Raw genomic sequence first — 21,601 nt, 5'->3', positions numbered from 1 at the left:
TATCGCCGACAACACGGCCAACATCCTCTCGATCGAGCTGCTTGCGGCAGCCCAGGGCGTGGACCTGCGCGCGCCGCACCACACGAGCCCGTCGCTCGCGCGCGTGATGGAGACGGTGCGCAGCGAGGTGCCGCACTACGATCTCGACCGCTACTTCGCGCCGGACATCGCCGCGGTGACGCGTCTCGTGCAAAACGGCACGATTGCGGCCCACAGCCCGTTCGCGTTCGAATCCGAAGCGCCCGCGCAGTGACGATGCCACCGGTCGGGCCCGCGCGATGAACGCACCGGCGTATCAGGGCATCAAGGACTTCATCCTCGCACGCATCGATTCGGGCGAATGGGGGGAGGGCGACCAGGTGCCTTCGGAGAACGAGCTTGCGCGCGATTTCAAGGTCGCGCGCATGACCGTGAACCGCGCGCTGCGCGAACTGACCGCGGAGCAGGTGCTCACGCGCGTGCAGGGCGCGGGCACGTTCGTCGCGCGTCCGAAATACGAATCGACGCTGGTGGCGATCCGCAGTATCTCCGACGAAATCGTCGCGCGCGGCCACCGCTATCGCGCCGAGGTGCTGGAGATCGGCGCGATGCCGGTTGACGAGGCGCTCGGCATCGAGATCGGCGTGGCCACGCGCGAGAACGTGTTCCACTCGCGCGTGCTGCACCTCGAAAACGACACGCCCGTGCAACTGGAAGAGCGCTGGGTCAATCCGGCGGTCGCGCCGGAATACGCGCTGCAGGACTTTACGCACATCACGCCGAACCAGTATCTCGTGCGCGTGGCGCCGCTGCAGCGCGTGGAGTATCGCATCGAGGCGCTCGCGCCCGAGGGCGACACCCGCGTGCGGCTCGCGATGGGCGATGCCGAGCCGTGCCTCGTGCTGCACCGTCGCACGTGGTCGCGCGGCCTCGTGGCTTCGGTGGCCAATCTCTGGCATCCGGGCAGCCGGTATCGGTTCACGGGGCATTTTTAGCGGACCGCCGGCCCGGGCCTTTACCTCTGCGATGTCCGCGGGATCTCCCTTCGCGCGGGCATCCGTTTCCTCTCGTTCCCCCTTTTTCGTCCGCATTCGTCCGCATTCGTCCGAATTCGACCGCCATCCGGCGTTCCGCAGCGCGGCACGCGGGTTGCGCACAGCCGTCCTGAGCAGCTACCCTTCAGTCACCGGCCCGGCAGGCTGGCGCATGGCGGCACGGCGCGCGCGGCGCCGCAGCGATGCCCACCCTGCGTACGAATCAGGGAGGTTCCGAGATGGAAGACACCGGCGCAACGCTCATGCCCATCTGGCGTGCGAATCTCGCGCTGCTGACCCGCGAAGTGGGCGCAGTCACCCGGCTTGCGCGCATGATGACGTTTTCCGCGAGCTACATGAAGCTGATCCTCTCCGGTCAGCGGGATTTCAGCGGCGAATTCGTGCGCGGGGTCGAATCCGTCACGGGTCTGCCCGAGGGCTGGATGGACGAACCCCACGCCGCGCGCGAGGTGCCCGACACCGCGCGCGAAGCCATCGACAACGAGAAGCCGCACGGCCGCTTTCGCGGCACCGCCCACCCGGTGCGCAAGCCGCCGGTGCTGCGCGTCGAGCCGATCTTCGGGCAGAGCCCGGCGCCGAAGCGCGACGAACGCGCGGCGGGGGCGCCGGCGCCGGCCCATGCGCGCATGGCGGGCATGCGCAAGATCCGCGATCTGGCGGTGCAGGACGTGCGCCGGCTGGAGCGCTACCTCGCCGTGCCGCCGGTGGAAGCGGCGGCGTTGCGCGCGCGCATCGAGGACGTGATTGCGGCGGCCGAACCCGACGAGCGCGTGCGCGCCGATCTGGCCGGCCGGCTCGAACAGATCGAAAAGCATCGCGAACTGCTGCTGCGCCACGTCGCCAGGCTCCACGCGCTGCTGGCGCGCCTCGGAGACGACTGACGCTTCCACGGCCTACACGCGCAGTTCGCTGAGAATCTGCTCGGCGAGAAAGTCGCAAGGCGGCCGGTTCGAGCGGGCGCTGCGCGCGAGCACCACTTCGAGTTCGGGCAGCTTCGGCAAGCCTTGCGCGCGGCCGAGCGTCGTGAACGCTTCGGGCACCGCGCAGCGCGCGAGCGGCGCGATGGCGAGACCCGCGGCCACCATGCTGCACAGGCCCATCAGGCTCGGGCTTTCATAGGAAGTGCGATAGGCGATCTTCGCGCGTTCGAGCGCGTGGATCGCATTCGCGCGCGCCACGCTGCCCGCGCCGAACAGCGCGATGGGCAGCGGCCGCTCGCGCCAGATTTCGCGGCCGCTCGCCGCCGTGGCCGAGGCGGCCGGCGCCGCCCACACCATCGGTTCGAGGCGGACGAATTCGCCCGGGAGCCCGCGCATGCGCGTGACGCATGCCAGGTCGATCTTGTTGTCCTTCAGGAGCGGCGCGAGCGCGCTGCTCGGCAGCCCGATCACCTGAATCTCGACCTTCGGCCAGCTCGCCGAAAACTTGCGCAGCACGGGCGGCAGCAGCGACGAAGCGTAGTCGTCCGGCACGCCGATCGACACGCGGCCCTTGACCTCCGGATGCGCGAGCGAGGCCCAGGCTTCGTCGCGCAGCGCGAGCATGCGACGTGCGTAGGCAATGAGCGTGTGGCCGTCCTGGGTGGGTGTGACGTTGCGCGGTCCGCGGATGAAGAGCGGTTTGCCGAGCGACGCTTCGAGCGCGCGGATCTGCATGCTCAATGCCGCCTGCGAGCGATGCACGAGCGCGGCGCCGCGCACGAAGCTGCCGGCGTCGGCGACGGCGACCACCATCGCGAGCACATCGAGGTCGAGGGTCTTCATCGGTATAAGAAAAGCTGATCGAAAACTTCAATATAACTCGTTTGCCTGAAGGTGCGCCGAACCGCATACTGGGTTCGTTCCGCTACGTTTCACCTTGTTTCGCACCGTTCCGTCCAATCCCGCACCGCGTTGCGCGCTCAACCATCATGCAGATGACCTTACCCGATCCTTTGACCTACGAACGATTTCAGGCGCTCCAGCTCGAGCTCGACATGTCCCGCGGCAAGCCCGCGCCCGAGCAGCTCGATCTCGCCATGGCGCTGATCGACACGGCGCCCGAGGCCGGCTATCTGGCGCGCGACGGTTTCGACTGCCGCAACTACGGGCTGCCTTCGGGGCTGCCCGAAGCGCGCGAACTGGGTGCGCAACTGCTCGGCGTGCCCGCGGCGCAGGTGATCGCGGCGGGCAACTCGAGCCTCGCGTTGATGCACGACGCGCTGGTGTTCGCGCTGCTGCACGGCGTGCCGGCTGGCGAGGGCAGCAGCGCGCCGTGGCGCGCGCAGGGCGAGATCGCTTTCCTGTGCCCGGTGCCGGGCTACGACCGGCACTTCGCGATCTGCGAGGCGCTGGGCGTGCGCATGATCCCCGTGCCGATGCGCGAGGACGGCCCCGACATGGACGCCGTGGAGGCGCTCGTGCGCGACGATCCTTCGGTCAAGGGCATCTGGTGCGTACCGCTCTACAGCAACCCGACGGGCGCCATCTACTCGGACGACGTCGTGCGCCGGCTGGCGGCGATGCCGGCGGCGGCGCCCGACTTCCGCCTCTTCTGGGACGACGCGTACCGCTTCCATCACCTGGGCGAAGCGCGCCTCGCGACGCTCGACATCGTCGAGGCGTGTGCCGCCGCCGGCCACGCCGAGCGCGTGCTGATGTTCGCCTCGCTGTCGAAGGTGACGTTCGCGGGCGGTGCGCTGGCCTGGTTCGCCGCGTCGCCGCGCAACGTGGCGTGGTGGCAGCGGCACACGGCGGTGCGCACCATCGGCCCCGACAAGCTGAGCCAGTTGCGCCAGGTGCGCCTCGTGCGCGACAGGCAAACGCTGGCCGCGCTCATGGAGCGGCACCGTGCGCTGCTCAAGCCCAGGTTCGACGCCGTGGACGAAGTGTTCCGGGCACGGCTCGCGCACGTGCCGCAGGTGCGCTGGAACGTGCCGCAGGGCGGTTATTTCATCAGCCTGTACGCGCCGCCGGGTTGTGCGAAGCGAACCGTCGAACTGGCCCGCGAGGCCGGGCTGATCCTCACGCCGGCCGGAGCGGCGTTCCCCTACGGCAAGGACCCCGAGGACAGCCATCTGCGCATTGCGCCGTCGTTTCCGGCGCTTGCCGAGGTGCGGCTCGCCGCCGAGGGCATCGCGCTCGCGCTGCTGCGCGCCGTCGAGGAGCGGCAGAAGGTGGCGTAAGGCGGCGTAGGGCGGCAACGATGCGGTGACCACGACCCGCGCGGCGATGTGATAAAACGGCAGCCATAGCCACCGTCGCGTGAGGTCGCCTTGCACCGGATAGCCGCACATCAGTCGCGCGCGAGCACGAAAGGCGGGCGTCGCTGCCTCGTCGCGCTCTGTCTGCTGCTTGCGGGGTGGGGCGCCCAGGCCCGGGCGCCTGGCGGAACCGCCAACGCCCCGGCCGAAGCCGCCGCCGACCTCGCACCCGCCACGCTCGAAAGCGACGTCCACCTTTTCATCGTGCAGAAAGACGGCTCGGTGGTGGAGCACGACGATTCGACGATGCGGGCGAACACCACGGCCGGCGTGGATCAGGTGGCCGAGCGCTACGTCTGGTTCAATAAGGATATCGAAACAATCACCGAGCTTTCCGCGGAGACCGTCGACCCGGACGGCTCGGTCCACAAGGTCGGCCCCGAGGGCATTCGCGACGTGCAGGAGCCGCGCTCGGCCGGCGCGCCCACTTTCGAGGACGGCGTGCTGCGCACGGTGATTTTTCCTGGCGTGCAGCCGGGCTCGCGCGTGCATCTGATTTTCGGCAAGCGCCGCACGCGGCCGCTGCAGGCGGGCACGTTCTCCTACTTCGTCGAGCCGACGGGCGAGCCTGTGGCGTACCAGCGGCTCGTGTTCGATCTGCCCGCCGATATGCCGTTGCACGCCGACGCACGCGGCTACGTGGCGCTGCCGCCCGTGAGCGCGAACGGACGCACCCGCTATGCGTTCGAATACCGGCACGGACCTTATGCGCCGCTCGAACCGGGCGCGGTGGCCTACGTGAACTGGGGCGACCGGCTGATGGTCTCGACGGTGCCCGACTTCGCCGCCTTTGCCGCGCGCTACCGGGCGGCGGCCGTGGACCCGAGCGTCTCCGACCCGTCCATCGTGGCCCTGGCGCAGGCGCTGACGAGCGGGGCGAGCGATCCGCGCGAGCAGGCCCAGCGCATCTACGACTGGATGCGCTTCAACATTCGCTACGTGGCGCTCTTTCTGGGCGAAACCGAGGCGGTGCCGCACCGCGCCGTGGACATCCTGCGCAACCGCTACGGCGACTGCAAGGACCATGTCGCGCTCTTCACGGCGCTGCTGGCGGCGGTCGGCATCCGCGCCGAAACGGCGATGGTGAATCTCGGCCCCGTCTATACGCTGCCCGACGTGCCGGGCTACGGCGAGAGCGCGATCAATCACGTGATTACGTGGCTGCCCGACCTCGGCCTTTTCGCCGATACGTCCTCGGGCGGCATCGCGTTCGGCTATCTGCCCGCGGCGGTGATGGACCGTCCCGCGCTGCTCGTGAACGAAGGCGTGCTCATGCGCACGCCGCCCACCCAGCTGCACGCGCGCAGCGCGAGGCTGGCGATCCAGGTGGACCGCAACGGCGACGCCGCCTACAGCTACTACGTGGAAGACGCGGGCGCGAGCGCCGAACCGGAGCGCAACACGTTCCGCCGGGCCGCGAGCGAAACGCGTCAGCAGGTGGCCCTGCAGCGTCTTCGGCAGACGGGGCTCACCGGCACGGCGCACATCTCGACCGGCCCGCTCGACGCCACCTCGGGGCCGTTCTCGACCCGCACCGGCGGGGTGATCGATCATCTCGTCTGGACGAGCGGCACGACGGCGCTGCCCGCGCTATCGAGCCTCTCCGGCGGTATCGCCACGCAGGTGGACTACTGGCTGGCCCAGCCGCGCCGCACGCAGCCCTGGGCCTGTGTGGGCGGCGATTTCGAGGAGACCGCGCAGATCGCATTGCCCCCTGGCATACGCATCAGCGAAATCCCGGGCGACGTGCCGGGCGACGTGAGCGTGCAGAGCGGCGCGCTCGCCTACACGGCGCGCTACGTGGTGGACCCGGCCTCGCGCACGGTGCAGATCGAGCGCCGCTTGTCGGCGCATTTCGGCCATCAGATGTGCTCGCCCGACGCGTTCGCGCAGATGCGCGACACGCTCGTGCGCATCGAGCGCGACACGCACGCGCAGATTGTCGTGCGGGCGCGGGCCGGCGCGGCGCGCGGCTAGTCGCCCTGTTAGCCGCCCTGGGTCGTAATGGGCACCCAGGCGCCTTTCCTGACCTGGTAGAGCGTCGATGCGCCGTTCTTCAGCGTGCCGTCGTGCTCGAACGCGACATGCCCGGTCACGCCTTCGAAGCTCAGCATCTTCAGCGCGCTGCGGTAGATGTCGGGCTGCGACGATTTCGCCACCACCATCGCATGGATCGCCGCCCAGGCCGCGTCGTAGCCGAAGGGCGCGTAGGCGAGCACGTCGGCGCCGTAGCGGCTGCGGTACTTCTGCGCAAAACGCGGGCCGTCCGGCAACTGGGCGAGGGGCCTTCCGTACTCCCAGGCCATCGCGCCTTCGGCGGCGGGGCCGGCGAACTGGATGAAATCCGAGTTGACCACGCCCCCGCCGCCCACGAACTGTGGGGTCATGCCGAGCGTCTTCATCTCCTTCACGATCGTGGCCGCCTGGTGGGCGAGGCCGCCGAAGTAGACGAGGTCCGCGCGGGCTTCGCGGATTTTCGTGAGCTGCGTTGCGAAGGTGTCGGTGTTGCTGGTGGCGAACTCGCGCGCGATCACGTTGCCGCCGTGCGCACGCACGGTGCGCTCGAACACGTCGGCTTCGCCCTGGCCAAAGGCGCTGCGGTCGTCGACGATGGCGATGCGCTTCGCCTTCACGACATCGACGGCCCAGGCCCCCGCAATGCCGGCGTTCTGGGCGTCGTTCGAGATCACCATGAACACGTTGGCGAAGCCCTGCGCGGTGAGTGCGGGATTGGTGGCGGCGGGGTCGATCATGGGGATGCCCGCCGTTTCGTAGATGCGCGATGCGGGAATCGCCGTGCCCGAGTTGAAGTGGCCGACCACGGCCGACACGCCCTCGTTCGCGAACTGCGCGGCGGCCTGCACGCCGAGGCGCGGGTCGCCCTGGTCGTCGATGGGCACGAGTTCGAAGTGCGCGGTCTGCTCGCCGATCTTGAGGTTTTGCGCGTTCGCTTCGTCGAGGGCGAGTTGCACGCCGTTCTGCAGATCGCGGCCGTAGTTCGCGTTGTCGCCCGTGAGCGGCGCGACGAAGCCGATGCGCACGGTGAGCGGCGCGGCGGCCGCCGGCGGGCTGGCCGGGGCGTTCTGTGCGGCGCCCGCGGCAGCCGGCGCCATACCGGCGGCCGCCGCCACGACGAGGGCGGCGGCAAGTCTCAGCGGGTCCAGCAGTCTCATCGTGGCTCCTTGCGCCGCTCAAGGCGCGGTGTACGGCTCGGGCAGGGCAAACGCCGCGCGCTGCGCGCTCGTTCGAGGCAGGGGACGGCGGCGGTGGAACGGGTACGGCGCAGGTACGGCAGCATTACGGCAGCATTGCGGCATACGGCAGGCAGGCGGGACGGCAGCCAGGTTTGCACCGAACTGCGCCGCAAGACTGTGCGGCAGAACACGGCAGCAAGACAGAAACCGCGGCGCCACGCTGGCGCGTGTACAAACCTCAATGGCCGCCCTGCATCTCCATCAGCAGGGTGCGCAGCCGTTCGAGCGGCGCTTTCGTGTCTTCGTCGGCCCATTCTTCGAGATCGTCGAGCGCGCGGTTGCAGCCGTCGAGCACCACGTCGAGATCGACGGCCACGCCGTTGGCGAGCGCGAAGCGCAGCGTCTCGCCGAAGCGTTCGCAATCGTCTGCGCGATATCGCTGCGCGCGCGGTCTTCTTCGTCCACGAAGTCGATAATGCCGCGGGCCACTTCGGGCGCGTGGTACAGCGCGATGTCGAGCCATTGTGCGGCATCGAAGTCGCTCTCGTGACTCTGCGCCTCGAAGTATTCGATCGCTTCCTGCTCATGGGTTTCGCCTGCGTCGACGGCAACGCAAAGCTGCTCGAAATACTCTTCCTGTTCGCTGCGGATCGGGTGGGACATCGGCCATTCTCTTCAATCGGGGTGCGCGACATGCGCGGGCCGCATTATAGGCCGCGCGCATGTCGTTGCCGATTCGCGCACTGGCGGCAGGCCTCTAATTTACCGCTCGACAGCGAGGCAGGGCAGACCCTTGCGGCCACCGCCCGGCCCTCGAATGCTCATGCCGTGTCGGCGGCCCAGGCGTCGAACCATTCGCGCGGCCGGGCAATCTGGTCCTGCGCGGCGACGATCTCCAGCTCGTAGCGGTTGGCGTCCCATGTCGTCTTGACCACGGCGTTGACAGCCGCGAGCGTGTGCTCGAAGGCGCGGCGCAGCGGGTCGCCCAGCATCAGGCGCGCGACGAACACGGCGCTCGTCACGTCGCCCACGCCCACCGGCTGGCGCGCGAAGGGGTAGAGCGGCCGCTGCCCGACCCATGCTTCATGCGCGGTCACGAGCAGCATGTTGAAGCGGTCGGCGGGGCTGTTGCGGTCGAGCAGATGCTTCACGAGGATCATCTTCGGACCGCGCCGCAGCACTTCGCGGCATGCGGCCACGGCCTCGTCCACGGTCTCGAGCTCGCGCCCGACGAGCCGTTGCAGCTCGCCGTGGTTGGGCATCAGCGCATCGGCCACCTCGGGCATGTTCTTGACGAGAAATTCCTGGATGCCCGGCTCGACGCGGCAGCCGCCGGTGGTGCCCATCACCGGGTCGCAGAAGTAGCGCGCATGCGGATTGGCGGCCTTCACGGCGCGCACGATGTCGATCACGGCCTGCGCCTGGTCGGGCGCGCCCAGGTAGCCCGAGAGCACGGCGTCGCAGCGCGGCAGCACGCCGATGGCCCCGATGCCTTCCAGGAGCTCGACCATCTGTTCGGCGTCGATGGCGCTGCCGGTCCAGTGGCCGTACTGGGTGTGGTTCGAGAACTGCACCGTGTTGAGCGGCCAGACGTTCACGCCGAGCCGGCACATCGGGAAGACCGCGGCGCTGTTGCCCGCATGGCCGAACACGACGTGGGACTGAATGCTCAGGACGTTTTTCATGGGTGGATCCGGTTCGTTCTCGCTGAGGGTGACGGCACCCCGCGCCTGGGGCCTGGCCCGGGTCCATGCGCTGGAAGCGCCGCGCCGTGCGGGGGTGCAGCAACGATAACCGAATTCGGTACACGCGGTCGATGTCCGCGGGCGCCGGTGTTGCGCGAAATGGCCAGGCAGAGCGAACCGCGGGGCGGCCCGGTCAGTCGAGTGTCAGTCGAGTTCGCGATACAGCGCCATGTAGCGCTGCGCCGAAGCCGACCAGCCGAAGTCCTGCCCCATCGCATGCCGGCGGGTGTCGCGCCAGTCGCGGCTGCGCGCGTACAGGGCGAAGGCGCGGCGAATGGCGGCCGTGAGCGCGTCGGGCTCGAAGCGCTCGAACACGAAGCCGGTGGCGACGCCATCGGCGAGATTTTCGAGCGATGCATCCACCACCGTGTCGGCGAGTCCGCCCACCCGGTGCACGAGCGGCAGCGCGCCGTAGGCGAGCGCATAGAGCTGGGTGAGCCCGCAGGGTTCGAAACGCGAGGGCACGGCGATCACGTCCGCGCCGGCGACGATCGCGTGCGCAAGCGATTCGTCGAAGCCGAGCTCGACGGCGACGGCGTCCGGGTGCTGCCGGGCCGCGCGCGCAAAGCCTTGTTCGAGGCTCGGGTCGCCGGTGCCGAGCACCGCCACCTGGCCGCCGCGCGCGACGATCTCGGGCAGGGCGGCGAGGAAGAGGTCGAGGCCCTTTTGCTCGGTCAGGCGGCTCACCACGCCGAAGAGGGGCGCGTCGTGTTTGGGCGCGAGCCCGAGGCGCGCCTGCAGCACGGCCTTGCAGCGCAGCTTGCCGCTCATGCGCGTGGCCGAGTAGCGCGTGGCGATGGTTTCGTCGGTGGCGGGGTTCCACACCGAGTAGTCCACGCCGTTGAGGATGCCGACGAGGTCGTGCGCGCGGCCGCGCAGAAGCGCCTCGAGGCCCCCGCCCTGGGCCACCGTCTGGATCTCGCGCGCATAGGTGGGGCTGACCGTCGTGATCTTGTCGGCAAAGTAGAGCCCCGCCTTGAGGAACGAGAGCTGGCCGTAGAACTCGACGCCGTGCATGTCGAAGTAATCCGCGGGGAGGCCGAGGCTTGCGAACTGCTGCGCGGGGAAGACGCCCTGGTAGGCGAGGTTGTGGATCGTGAACACCGAGCGCGCCGGGGCCGCCGCGGGCCCGAGGCCGCGCTCGTGGGCGGCCGCGCGCAGGTAGGCGGGCGCGAGGCCCGCGTGCCAGTCGTGGGCCTGCACGATGCGCGGCGCCCAGCCGGGATCGATGTGCCGGGCAAGCTGCGCTGCCGCCCAGCCGAGCAGGGCGAAGCGCTGGGCGTTGTCGCCGTACGGAACATGCTCGGCGTCCAGATAGGGGTTGCCGGGCCGCGCGTAGAACGCGTCGGCGCGGATCATGTAGACGGGCAGGCCGTTCTCGGGCAGGCGTCCCAGTTCGAGCGTCGCCTCGGGCGCGCCGAACGTGCGCGCGAGCCGCGCGACGGGCCGCAGGTCGGCCAGCCCCGCCGCCACCGGTGCGAAGCCGGGCAGCAGGAGGCGGGCGTCGGCGCCCTGGTCGATCAGGGCCGCGGGCAGGGCGGCGGTCACGTCGGCGAGACCGCCGGTCTTCAGGAGCGGGTAGAGTTCGCTGGCTACGTGCAGGACGCGGATCGTCATCGGGTGAGTTTCCTCTCGGTGCAAGGCGTTGGCTGGCCGGTGCGGCTGGCTTCGGCCGGCGGCGCCGGGCGTCGCGGGGTGTTGCAGGGTCTTGCCGGGTTCTGCCGGGTTCAGCCAGGTCTTGCGGGAGGTTGCGAGTGTTCCAGGGCGGCGAGGCCGGGCGTCACAGCGCGACGACGAGCGCCGCCTCCACCGCCACGGCAATGGCCACCGCCGCCGTCAAGGCAACCGTCACGGCGATCACGATGGCCACCAGCTTCGCGGCGCTCAGCATGCTGTCTTCGCCAGCGCCTCGCGCGTGACGAGCACGATCCCGTTCCCGGTGCGGTAGAAGCGTTCGGCGTCGCGCACCGGGTCCTCGCCGATCACGGTGCCGTCGGGGATCTCGCAGCCGCGGTCCACCACCACCTTGCGCAGCCGGCAACTCGCCCCCACCGTCACCTGCGGCAACAAGACTGCCTCGGCAATGTTGCAGAACGACTTCACGACCACATTCGAGGAAAGCACCGAGCGCGAAAGCTGCGAACCCGAGATGACGCTGCCGCCGCACACGATCAGGTTCGTGCCCGATCCCTGCAGGCCGTTCAGGTCGCGCACGAACTTGGCGGGCGGCAACTGCTCCTGGTAGGTCCAGATCGGCCAGTGGCGGTCGTAAAGGTCCAGCGCGGGAATCGTGGAGGCGAGGTCGAGGTTCGCGGCCCAATAGGCGTCGATGGTGCCGACGTCGCGCCAGTACGGCTGCGCACTCGGGTCCGAGGTGACGCACGAGAGGCTGAATGGATGCGCGATGGCCAGCCCCTCGGTCACCACGCGCGGGATGATGTCCTTGCCGAAGTCGTGATCGGTGGCCGACATCGAGATGTTCTCTTCGAGCAGCTTGACGAGGTATTCCGTGTCGAACACGTAAATGCCCATGCTCGCGAGCGCGATGTCGGGATGTCCCGGTAAGGCGGGCGGGTCGTCGGGTTTTTCCACGAAGCCGGTCACGCGGCGCGACTCGTCCACGGCCATCACGCCGAATTCGCGGGCATCGAGCCGCGGCACCTCGATGCAGCCGACCGTACACTCGGCGCCGCTGGCCGCGTGGTCGGCCACCATGCGCGTGTAGTCCATCTTGTAGATGTGGTCGCCGGCCAGCACCACCACGTACTTCGGCGCGATCGAGCGGATGATGTCGAGGTTCTGGTAGACGGCGTCGGCGGTGCCGCGGTACCAGTGCGCGCCTTCCACGCGCTGCTGCGCGGGCCAGAGATCGACGAACTCGCTGAATTCGCCGCGCAGGAAGCCCCAGCCGCGCTGCAGGTGGCGCAGCAGCGAATGCGCCTTGTACTGCGTCACGACGGCGATGCGGCGGATGCCCGAATTGAGGCAGTTCGAGAGGGCGAAGTCGATGATGCGGTACTTGCCGCCGAAGTGCACGGCCGGTTTCACGCGCTTGTTCGTGAGCGGCCCGAGGCGGGTGCCGCGTCCGCCCGCGAGCACGATGGCGAGCGTGGTGCGTTGCAGATCGTTGAGGCTTGCCGGGGTTTCCATGAGCGTCTCCTTTCGACACAGCTTCTTCTTTGTTTCGCCCCCCGGATGAGCCGGCCCGGCACATTCGTGTTGTTGTTCGTGCAACGCAGCGCCGCCGGTGTCTGTCGATCGCCTGCATAGACTGTTCTAGCACCGAATCGTCCACAGTGCGAATTGTGAGGGAGCAGGCGGCGGTGACGGCGGTGTGCGGCCGGCCGGTGCAGGCGGGCGGCGCGTGCCGCGCACGGCGGCTAGAATCGCTGGCGGTGCCGCTGCCGGCCGCAACCCGGAATGCGGCGCGCCGTGGGCCGAATTCCCCATCCGCCATGCCTGACCGACCGCTTTTCCCGCTCATGACCCTGACCCGCAAGTTTTCCGCTCTCGCCGCCGCCTGCTGTGCCGCCGCGCTTTGCCACGCGGCCCGCGCCGACGAGGGGCCCGCCTATGGTCCCGAACTGCAGGGCTTCGGCTATCCGTACACGGTGCGCGATTTCGCCTTCGCCTCCCAGGGGCAGTCGCTCCATATGGCCTACATGGACGTGCAGCCCGCGAAGCCCAATGGCCGCACGGTCGTGCTGCTGCACGGCAAGAACTTCTGCGCGGCGACGTGGGACGCCACGATCGGCGAGCTGGCCGCCGCGGGCTACCGCGTGATCGCGCCCGACCAGATCGGCTTTTGCAAGTCGAGCAAGCCGGCCGCGTATCAGTTCAGCTTCCAGCAGCTCGCGCGCAATACGCATGCGCTGCTCGCCTCGCTCGGCATCGGGCGGGCGACGCTGATCGGCCATTCCACGGGCGGCATGCTGGCGGTGCGCTATGCGCTCATGTATCCGCAGGCGACGGAGCAGCTCGTGCTCGTGAACCCCATCGGGCTCGAGGACTGGAAGGCGAAGGGCGTGCCGTCGATCTCCGTGGACGACTGGTACGCGCGCGAACTGAAAACGACGGCCGGGAGCATCCGTCGCTACGAACAGGCGACCTACTACGCGGGTCAGTGGCGCCCGGCGTTCGAGCCGTGGGTGCAGATGCTGGCGGGCATGTACCGCGGGCCGGGCAAGGCGCAGGTGGCGTGGGATTCCGCGCTGCTCTACGACATGATTTATACGCAGCCGGTGGTGTACGAGTTCGGCCAGTTGCAGATGCCCACGCTGCTGCTGATCGGCGACAAGGACACCACGGCCATCGGCAAGGATCTCGCGCCGCCCGAGGTGCGAGCGAGGCTCGGCCACTATCCTGAACTTGCGCGGGCAGCGCAGCAGGCGATCCCGCACGCCACCCTCGTCGAGTTTCCCGACCTGGGCCACGCGCCGCAGATGCAGGACCCGCCGGCGTTTCACGCGGCGCTGCTCAAGGGGCTGGCGGCGTTGCCCGCGCAGCCCTGACGGTGGCGTGAGCGGTAGCGGCGGCGCTCAGTGCGCCGCTTAGTGCGCCACTCAGTGCGCCGCCGTCAACGCCTCCCTCGCTTCGGCCGTCATTTCGAACGACTTCAGGCGCGCGGCGTGATCGTGGATCTGCGCCGTGACGATCAGCTCGTCGGCGCCCGTCTGCTCGATCACCGAGGCGAGGCCCGCCCGCACGGTCTCGCGCGAGCCCACCACCGAACACCCGAGCGAATGCGCGACACCCGCAAGCTCGAACTCGTTGGCGTCGAGCGCCGTCATGGGCGCAGGCAGTGGCCCCGACGTGCCGCGCCGCAGGTTGAGGAACTGCTGCTGGAGCGAGGTGAAGAGCCAGCGGGCTTCGTCGTCGGTCCCGGCGGCGAAGACGTTCACGCCCACGATCGCGTGCGGTTTCGCGAGCGTTGCCGAGGGACGGAACTGCGAACGGTAGAGCCTGAGCGCCGTGAGCAGTTGATCGGGCGCGAAATGCGAGGCGAACGCGAACGGCAGGCCCATGGCCGCCGCCATCTGCGCGCCGAAAAGGCTCGAACCGAGGATGTAGAGCGGCACGTTCAGGCCGGCCCCGGGCACCGCGCGCACGCGCTGGCCCTCGGCCGGTGCGGCGAAATAGCGCTGGAGTTCGGCGACGTCGTCGGGGAACGCGTCGGCGCTCGACTGCAGGTCGCGCCGCAGCGCGCGCGCCGTCGTCTGGTCGGTGCCGGGCGCGCGGCCGAGCCCCAGGTCGATCCGCCCCGGATAGAGCGATTCGAGCGTGCCGAACTGCTCGGCGATCACGAGCGGAGAATGATTGGGCAGCATGATGCCGCCCGAGCCCACCCGGATCGTGCGCGTGCCGCCCGCCACGTAGCCGATCACGACCGACGTGGCCGCGCTGGCGATGCCGGTCATGTTGTGATGCTCGGCGAGCCAGTAGCGGTGGTAGCCCCACTGTTCGGCGTGCTGGGCGAGGTCGAGCGTGTTGCGCAGGGCGGTGCCGGCGTGGGAGCCGGCGGGAATGGGCGAAAGGTCGAGGACCGAGAAGGGGATCATGGTGTGTTCTCTTGGCTGAGGCATCGGCGCACGGCTCGCGCTGCGCATGCAAGCCGTATGCAAGGTGCGGCCATTGTGCCCGGGCGCTCCGGTTCCTGCTGACGGCGAACCGGAACCCATAAGCCAGGTGGGGTTACGTCAGCCGGCTTGCAGGAATATGTGACGGGATTAAACAGGCCGGGAAAGAATTTGAGAAACAACTGAAGAATCGTGCTGAAACAGGAATCGTTTTTGTTCTTAAGTCAATCTTTAGATAACCGCTTGTTGACATGATCCCTTAATTCAATTCTGTTAATGATCGTTTGCATTTTCCTTACCGGTTTTTTCGAAAAGTAAAAACTGCACGGCGAACCGCACCCTCGCTGAAATAATGATGTCCGGCGAAAGCGTGCAAAGATGTGTTGCTGTCCGGCCTGAAGCGGTTTCCGGAGCTTGCTGATACAATTTTCTGTCATCTAATCGGGGCGCGAGCCACAAGTGCCCAACGGCTTTGTTTATTGCTGAAAACGATTCAGTGAAATAGCGTCGCGTCATACTGCGTCGCATTCAAGGTTTAATCTCTGCCGGAGAATGGGCATTGCCGTCAGGATGCACTGTCGTTTTTCTTCCGAACTTCAGGGTAATGCAAATGGTACGAGGCGATTCGGCTAAACGAGCCGCCGCGCCAGGCGATGCGGGTATCGAGCGGACTGGCGCGATTGGCCTCGCCTCGCGGGAGGCCGGGGCATGACGCTGCCGTTGCCTTCGGCCTGGTGGCTGCCGGTCGCGCTGTGCTGCGCGGTTGCCGTGTATGCCTTGTGCGCCGCGCTGACGATGCCGCGCCTCGGCTCGACGGCCGGGGTGCGCGCGGCCGCCCGCCGCGCGCGTTCGCGTGCGCCGGTTGCCGCGAGCGTGCTCAAGCCGCTGTGCGGCGCCGAACCGCGCCTTTACGAGAATCTCGCCACCTTCTGCGAGCAGCGCCACCCGTGCTTTCAACTGCTGTTCGGCGTGTCGTCGCCGGCCGATCCGGCGATCGCCGTCGTGCACCGGCTGCAGGCCGCCTATCCGCAGCGCGATATCGAGCTCGTGGTCGATCCGCGCGTGTATGGCAGCAACCTGAAGGTCAGCAATCTGATGAATCTCGCGGCGCGGGCGCGGTACGACGCCTTGATCGTCGCCGACAGCGACATCGCCGTCGAACCCGACTACCTCGATATCGTCACGGCCCCGCTCGCCGATCCTTCCGTGGGCGTCGTGACCTGCCTCTATCAGGCGCGCAGCATCGGCGGCTTCTGGCCGCGCATGGGCGCGCTCTTCATCAACGAGTGGTTCGCGCCTTCGGTGCGCGTTGCGCACAGCACGGGTTCGCGCGCGTTCGGCTTTGGCGCGACGCTCGCGCTTTCGCGGGCGACGCTCGAGCGCATCGGCGGCTTTGCCGCGCTCAAGGATTGCCTCGCCGACGACTATCTGCTCGCCCGCTATGCGCGCGACCACGGACTGGTGACGGTGCTTGCCCCGGTCGTGGTGGCAACCGATGTGATCGAACCCACCTTCGGCGCGCTCTGGCTGCGCGAGACTCGCTGGCTGCGCACGATCCGCTCGGTGAATCCGGCCGGTTTCGCCTCGCTCTTCATCACCTTCACGTCGCCGTGGCTCGTGCTGGGCGGCGTGCTGGCGGTGCTGCTCGCCGCGGGCAGCGCGCCGCCCGTGGGGGCGCTCGCCGGCAGTGGCGGGCCGGTCGCAGCGGTGCTGGCCGCCCTCGGCGCGAGCACGGCAGGCGGTATCATCGCGCGTGGGCTGCTGCACGCCCGCAGCAGCACCAGTTGGCGCATGTTCTGGCGCGATTTGCCGCTCGTGCCGCTGCGCGATACGCTGCTCGCGCTCGAGTGGCTGGCGGCGGCGTTCGGCTCGCATGTAGTCTGGCGCGGCGTGCGCGTACCGGTGGCCAATCCCGAGGCGGGCGAAATTCGCGTGGGCGGGGCAACGCACAGTGCGCCGCCTGCGCGCCCTGTGCCCGCGCCGCGCGTCGGTACGCCGGGCGTCCCTACGCCGGGGGTCGCCAGGCCGGGGGGCGTCAAACCGGGCGTCAAGCCGGGCGTCGCAGCGGCCGGCGTCGTCAAGCGGGGCGCACCCACCCGGCGTCCCGCCGTCGAGGTATCCGATGGCCGTTGAATTCGCAGTTCAGCGTGCGTGCCGCAGGCGCGGCGCGCGCCACGATTCGTTCATGTCACTTCCAACCTTGCCCGATACATCCCGGGTTGCCGGAGCACTCATCTCATGAAAACGCTGTTTCTTCAGGCCCCGTCCTATGACGGCTTCGATGGTGGCGCCGGTTCGCGCTACCAGGCAAAGCGCGAGATCCGCTCGTTCTGGTATCCGACCTGGCTCGCGCAGCCCGCGGCGCTCGTGCCCGGCAGCCGCGTGCTCGATGCGCCCGCCGACGGCCTGTCGGTCGAACAAACGCTCGAGATCGCCGACGACTACGACCTCGTGATCATCCACACGAGCACGCCGTCGTTTCCGACCGACGCGCTCTTCGCCGAGGACCTGAAAAAGCGCAAGCCGTCGCTCGTCGTCGGCATGGTGGGCGCGAAGGTGATGGTCGATCCGCACAACTCGCTCACGGCGACCGGGGCGATCGACTTCGTCTGCCGCGAAGAATTCGACTTCACCTGCAAGGAAATCGCCGAAGGCAAGCCGTTCGCCGAGATCAAGGGCTTGAGCTGGCGCGCGAAGGACGGCTCGATCGAACACAACGAAGCGCGGCCGATTCTGGAGAACATGGACGAACTGCCGTTCGTTGCGCCCATCTACAGGCGCGACCTGAAGATCGAGAACTACTTCATCGGCTACCTGAACTACCCGTATGTCTCGATCTACACGGGCCGCGGCTGCAAGTCGCGCTGCACGTTCTGCCTGTGGCCGCAGACCGTGAGCGGCCACCGCTACCGCACGCGCTCGGTCGAGAACGTGCTGGCGGAGGCGAAGTGGATTCGCGACAACATGCCGGAAGTCAAGGAGCTCATGTTCGACGACGACACCTTCACCGACGACCTGCCGCGCGCCGAAGCCATCGCGATCGGCCTCGGCAGGCTCGGCATGACGTGGTCGTGCAACGCCAAGGCGAACGTGCCGTACAAGACGCTCAAGGTCATGAAGGAAAACGGCCTGCGTCTGCTGCTCGTGGGCTTCGAATCCGGCGACGACCAGATTCTCGTGAACATCAAGAAGGGCGTGCGCACGGACTTCGCGCGCCGCTTCAGCGCGGACTGCAAGAAGCTCGGCATCAAGATCCACGGCACTTTCATTCTGGGCCTGCCGGGCGAGACGCAGGAAACGATCAGGAAGACCATCGAGTACGCGAAGGAAATCAATCCGCACACGATCCAGGTGTCGCTTGCGGCGCCTTACCCTGGCACCACGCTCTACAGGCAGGCCGTGGAAAACGGCTGGATGGAAGAGAACAAGACCATCAATCTCGTTTCCAGGGACGGCGTGCAGCTTGCGGCGATCGGTTATGCGCACCTGTCGCGCGACGAGATCTATCACCACCTCGAACAGTTCTACCGCCAGTTCTACTTCCGTCCCTCGAAGATCTGGGAGATCGTGCGCGAGATGCTCACGAGCTGGGACATGATGAAGCGCCGCCTGCGCGAAGGCGTGGAGTTCTTCCGCTTCCTGCGCGCGCACGAGGCATGATGGACGAGGCGCCTGCTTCCGCGCACTCCGGCGGCGGGCGGGAGCGGCGCGCGCTCATCTTCACCGCCGACGACTTCGGGCTGCACGAGCGGGTCAACGCCGGGGTGGAGCGCGCGCACCGCGAGGGGGTGCTCGATGCGGCAAGCCTGATGGTGGCGGCCCCCGCGGCCGCCGACGCCGTGGCGCGCGCGCGGCGCCTGCCGCGCCTGCGCGTGGGCCTGCACCTCGTGCTCGCGGACGGCGCGGCGATGCTGCCGCGCACGCAGATTCCCGCGCTCGTCGATGCAGACGGGCGCTTCGGCCAGAACATGGCGCTGGACGGCGTGCGCTTTTTCTTCCTGCCGCACGTGCGCACGCAGCTCGCGCAGGAGATCCGCGCGCAGTTCGAGGCGTTTGCGGCGACCGGGCTCGCGCTCGATCACGTGAACACGCACAAGCATTTCCACCTGCATCCCACGGTGCTTTCGCTGATCCTCTCGATCGGCCGCGAGTTCGGCCTGAACGCCATGCGCCTGCCGCGGGAGGCCGGCGCGCCGCTCGCGCTCAGGCCCTGGCTTGCGCTCGTGCGTTCGCGTCTCGCGCGCGCGGGCATCGCTCACAACGACTTCGTGGTGGGCATCGCAAAGAGCGGTGCGATGGACGAGGCCGTGCTGCTCGACGCCATCGCGAACCTGCCCGCCGAGGGCGTGGGCGAGATCTACTGCCATCCGGCCGAAGCGGGCGAGGGCGCCATCACGCCCTCCATGCAGACCTATCGTCATGCCGACGAACTGGCGGCGCTCGTTTCGCCGCGCGTTGCGCAGGCGCTCGCGCTCGCGGGGGTGCGCCGCGGCGGCTTTGCCGATGTGTTCTTCGGCGGCCCGCTGCGGCCGACGCCAGGCGCGCAGGCACAGGACGCCCGGGCGGCGCGCGAGGCGCAGCCGTCATGAAGTGGCTTCGGTGGCTGGGCGTGCCCGTCGGGATCGCGATCCTGATCGGGCTTGCCGTGCACGACGGCGCGCACGACGTCATGCACGTCATCGGCACGGCGGGGCCCGTGCTGCTGTGGCTCGTGCCGTTCCACGCGCTGCCGCTGCTGCTCGATGCGCAGGCGTGGCGCCTGCTGCTCGGCAAGCGCCTGCCGCTCGGCTTCCTCTGGTGGATCGCCACCGTGCGCGAGGCCGTCACGCGCCTTTTGCCCGTGCTGGGCGTGGGCGGCGAGATCGTCGGCATCCGGCTTGCGCGCTGGCGCATGCAGGACGGCAGTTTCGTCACGGCATCGGTGATCGTCGAAGTGCTCATCACCATTGCCGTGCAGTACGCCTTCTCGGCGCTCGGGCTCGTGCTGATCGTGGCCGCCATCGGCAACGGCGGGTCGCTCCACACCATCGTCACGATCGGCCTCGCGCTCCTGTTCACCTTGCCGTTTCCCGTGGCCGCCATCGTGCTGCTGCGGCGCGGCGGCGTGTTCCGCGCCGTCGAGCGCTGGGCCGGCCGCATGTTCGGCGCGGAGCATCCTCTTGTGCTCGGCATCGACGGCGATCCGCTTGACCGCGATCTGGACGCGTTGATGTCCCGCACCGGGCTCATGTTCCGCGCCTTCTGCTGGCAACTGGCCGGCTACGTGCTGGGCGCCTTCGAGACCTGGTGGGCGCTGCGCCTGCTCGGCTTTCCGGTGTCGGTCGAAGGGGCGCTCGCCATCGAGGCGCTCACCCAGGCCGCACGCCACGCCGCCTTCATGGTGCCCGCGGGGCTCGGCATCCAGGAAGCCGCGGTGGTGCTGCTCGCCCAGCTATTCGGCGTGGGCCCGGACGTGGCTTTCTCGCTCGCGCTCGTCAAGCGCATGCGCGAGGTCGTGTTCGGCTGCTTCGCGCTGCTCTCCTGGCAGGGCGCCGAACTCGTGCGCACGCGCCGCTACCTGCGCCGTGGCGAGGCGTTCGCGGCAGCGCCCGGCGATGGTGCGGCGTCACCGCAGCCTGCGCGCAACGGATCGCGGGCCTAACTCCACGAAGAAGTTCATTAAAAGTACATAGAGGTACATAGAGGGGTACATTGCAGGGATCGATGACCCGGCGGTCCTCTTGCGCGGGCGGCCGTGCGGGTGACGTCCAGGCCACGTGCAGGCGAAACGCCGAAGTGCGGAAGTGCGGAAGCGCGGCCCGGCCTGGCGGGACGTGAAGCAGGACCATGAAGCAGAACTATGAAGCAGGACCATGAAGCTCAATATGAAAGGCGGCCGGTCCGGCGGCGCCGCGCTGGCCATGATGGCCGCGCTGGCGCTGGCGGGCTGCGACGGCCGCCAGACCGATTCCATGTGGCAGGCACTCAAGACTTTTTTCGATTCGGTCAAGCCCGACGCGTTGCTCCTGAAAGGCTTGACGCCCGGCGTTTCGACGCTCGACGACGTACGCCGGCAGATGGGCAAGCCCGAGACCGAGCGGGTCTTCGACGACGGCTCGCGGCGCCTCGAATATCCGCGCGGCCCGCAGGGGCTCAACACCTATAGGGTCGATATCGGGCCGAACGGCCGGCTCGTTGCGATCACGCAGGTGCTCACGGCGGAGAACTTCGCGAAGATCCGCATCGGCATGAGCGAGGACGCGGTGCGGCAATTGCTCGGCAAGCCGGGGCAGATCGTGGCGTTCCATCTCAAGAAGGAGACTGTATGGAGCTGGAAGTGGCTCGAAGGCGGGGTGACTCAGGAGGCGTTCTTCAACGTGCACTTCGGACCGGACGGCCGGGTTGTCACGACCTCGCGTTCGGACGTGATTCGCGGGCACTGAGCGCAACACTATTTTGCGGCGGGAGGCCGGCATGATGCACAGGCAGCGTACCCCTCGGATCGGTCTGGTGCTGGGCGGCGGCGCGGCGCGCGGCTGGGCGCATATCGGGGCGATTCGCGCGCTGGAGGAAGCCGGCATCAAGCCCGACGTGGTGTGCGGCACCTCGATCGGCGCACTGGTGGGCGCCGTCTATGCGAACGGTGACCTCGACTGGCTCGAGGAGTGGGTGGGCAAGCTCACGTGGCAAACCGTGGTGCGGCTGCTCGACCTGCGTTTGTCGGGCGGCCTGCTCGGCGGGCGCAAGGTGATCGACGTCTTCGCGCATCGGTTCAACGGCTGCGCCATCGACGACCTCGACATGCCGTTCACGGCCGTCGCGACCGAGCTCG

At 68.5% G+C, this 21,601-nt stretch carries 17 protein-coding genes and 2 pseudogenes; 12 read left to right on the top strand and 7 right to left on the bottom strand.

Annotated elements, in window-relative coordinates; all coding sequences use genetic code 11:
- The 3 genes and pseudogenes from BFE01S_RS21280 to BFE01S_RS21270 all read left to right on the top strand — a co-directional run.
- Positions 1-253 (top strand): annotated as a pseudogene (locus BFE01S_RS21280) (histidine ammonia-lyase); the annotation flags it as partial.
- Positions 254-278: 25 nt separating this feature from the next.
- Positions 279-974: a histidine utilization repressor gene (hutC, locus tag BFE01S_RS21275; protein WP_028227238.1), complete on the top strand. Its 696-nt coding sequence runs from the start codon at positions 279-281 to the stop codon at positions 972-974.
- A gap of 278 nt (positions 975-1,252) precedes the next feature.
- A complete protein-coding gene (locus tag BFE01S_RS21270; RefSeq protein WP_028227237.1) occupies positions 1,253-1,915 on the top strand; it encodes a hypothetical protein in 663 nt (220 codons plus the stop codon).
- Positions 1,916-1,927: 12 nt separating this feature from the next.
- Here the strand turns inward: BFE01S_RS21270 and BFE01S_RS21265 are convergent, their stop codons facing one another.
- The gene (locus BFE01S_RS21265) at positions 1,928-2,797 is read right to left on the bottom strand and encodes a LysR substrate-binding domain-containing protein (protein WP_028227236.1); all 870 of its coding nucleotides are present in this window, start codon (positions 2,795-2,797) and stop codon (positions 1,928-1,930) included.
- A 146-nt stretch (positions 2,798-2,943) separates the two neighbouring features.
- Here BFE01S_RS21265 and BFE01S_RS21260 point away from each other — a divergent pair, with 146 nt between their 5' ends.
- Both BFE01S_RS21260 and BFE01S_RS39560 read left to right on the top strand, forming a co-directional pair.
- Positions 2,944-4,197, top strand: coding sequence for an aminotransferase class I/II-fold pyridoxal phosphate-dependent enzyme (locus BFE01S_RS21260; RefSeq protein WP_245621162.1), 1,254 nt, complete (start codon positions 2,944-2,946; stop codon positions 4,195-4,197).
- A gap of 90 nt (positions 4,198-4,287) precedes the next feature.
- Positions 4,288-6,252, top strand: a complete 1,965-nt coding sequence (locus tag BFE01S_RS39560) for a DUF3857 domain-containing transglutaminase family protein (protein ID WP_407668235.1) — start codon at positions 4,288-4,290, stop codon at positions 6,250-6,252.
- Between the two features lie 8 nt (positions 6,253-6,260).
- On the opposite strand, the gene BFE01S_RS21250 is transcribed toward BFE01S_RS39560, so the two are convergent.
- The 5 genes and pseudogenes from BFE01S_RS21250 to glgC all read right to left on the bottom strand — a co-directional run bounded on the left by BFE01S_RS21250 (position 6,261) and on the right by glgC (position 12,364).
- Positions 6,261-7,448 (bottom strand): branched-chain amino acid ABC transporter substrate-binding protein, encoded by a 1,188-nt coding sequence (locus tag BFE01S_RS21250; protein WP_028227234.1) that lies wholly within the window; start codon positions 7,446-7,448, stop codon positions 6,261-6,263.
- A gap of 259 nt (positions 7,449-7,707) precedes the next feature.
- Positions 7,708-8,132: pseudogene (locus tag BFE01S_RS39555) on the bottom strand (hypothetical protein).
- A 158-nt stretch (positions 8,133-8,290) separates the two neighbouring features.
- Positions 8,291-9,154, bottom strand: coding sequence for a pyridoxal kinase PdxY (gene pdxY, locus BFE01S_RS21240; RefSeq protein WP_028227233.1), 864 nt, complete (start codon positions 9,152-9,154; stop codon positions 8,291-8,293).
- 204 nt (positions 9,155-9,358) lie between these two features.
- A complete protein-coding gene (glgA, locus tag BFE01S_RS21235; protein ID WP_028227232.1) occupies positions 9,359-10,831 on the bottom strand; it encodes a glycogen synthase GlgA in 1,473 nt (490 codons plus the stop codon).
- A gap of 267 nt (positions 10,832-11,098) precedes the next feature.
- Positions 11,099-12,364, bottom strand: coding sequence for a glucose-1-phosphate adenylyltransferase (gene glgC / locus BFE01S_RS21225; protein ID WP_028227231.1), 1,266 nt, complete (start codon positions 12,362-12,364; stop codon positions 11,099-11,101).
- A gap of 332 nt (positions 12,365-12,696) precedes the next feature.
- On the opposite strand from glgC, the gene BFE01S_RS39550 reads away from it, so the two are divergent.
- Positions 12,697-13,725 carry an alpha/beta fold hydrolase gene (locus tag BFE01S_RS39550; RefSeq protein ID WP_042338155.1) on the top strand — a complete coding sequence of 343 codons (1,029 nt, stop codon included), beginning with the start codon at positions 12,697-12,699 and terminating at the stop codon, positions 13,723-13,725.
- A 51-nt stretch (positions 13,726-13,776) separates the two neighbouring features.
- On the opposite strand, the gene BFE01S_RS21215 is transcribed toward BFE01S_RS39550, so the two are convergent.
- Positions 13,777-14,772, bottom strand: a complete 996-nt coding sequence (locus BFE01S_RS21215) for an LLM class flavin-dependent oxidoreductase (protein ID WP_028227230.1) — start codon at positions 14,770-14,772, stop codon at positions 13,777-13,779.
- Positions 14,773-15,498: 726 nt separating this feature from the next.
- Here BFE01S_RS21215 and hpnI point away from each other — a divergent pair.
- The 6 genes from hpnI to BFE01S_RS21185 all read left to right on the top strand — a co-directional run.
- Positions 15,499-16,923, top strand: a complete 1,425-nt coding sequence (gene hpnI, locus BFE01S_RS39545) for a bacteriohopanetetrol glucosamine biosynthesis glycosyltransferase HpnI (RefSeq protein ID WP_084170080.1) — start codon at positions 15,499-15,501, stop codon at positions 16,921-16,923.
- A 105-nt stretch (positions 16,924-17,028) separates the two neighbouring features.
- Positions 17,029-18,450: a hopanoid biosynthesis associated radical SAM protein HpnJ gene (gene hpnJ / locus BFE01S_RS21205; protein WP_028227229.1), complete on the top strand. Its 1,422-nt coding sequence runs from the start codon at positions 17,029-17,031 to the stop codon at positions 18,448-18,450.
- Entirely contained in the window at positions 18,450-19,379 is a 930-nt protein-coding gene (hpnK, locus tag BFE01S_RS21200; RefSeq protein WP_042338152.1) for a hopanoid biosynthesis-associated protein HpnK, read from the top strand. The genes hpnJ and hpnK overlap by 1 nt, the downstream gene beginning before the upstream one ends.
- Positions 19,376-20,431 (top strand): lysylphosphatidylglycerol synthase domain-containing protein, encoded by a 1,056-nt coding sequence (locus BFE01S_RS21195; protein WP_028227227.1) that lies wholly within the window; start codon positions 19,376-19,378, stop codon positions 20,429-20,431. The genes hpnK and BFE01S_RS21195 overlap by 4 nt, the downstream gene beginning before the upstream one ends.
- Positions 20,432-20,642: 211 nt before the next feature.
- Positions 20,643-21,212: a hypothetical protein gene (locus tag BFE01S_RS21190; RefSeq protein WP_174464463.1), complete on the top strand. Its 570-nt coding sequence runs from the start codon at positions 20,643-20,645 to the stop codon at positions 21,210-21,212.
- Positions 21,213-21,243: 31 nt separating this feature from the next.
- The coding region (locus BFE01S_RS21185) for a patatin-like phospholipase family protein (RefSeq protein WP_042338156.1) at positions 21,244-21,601 on the top strand (358 nt) is incomplete at its 3' end.

Source organism: Paraburkholderia ferrariae NBRC 106233, assembly GCF_000685035.1.
GTDB classification, from domain to species: domain Bacteria; phylum Pseudomonadota; class Gammaproteobacteria; order Burkholderiales; family Burkholderiaceae; genus Paraburkholderia; species Paraburkholderia ferrariae.
This window is presented reverse-complemented; position numbering and strand designations above follow the sequence as displayed.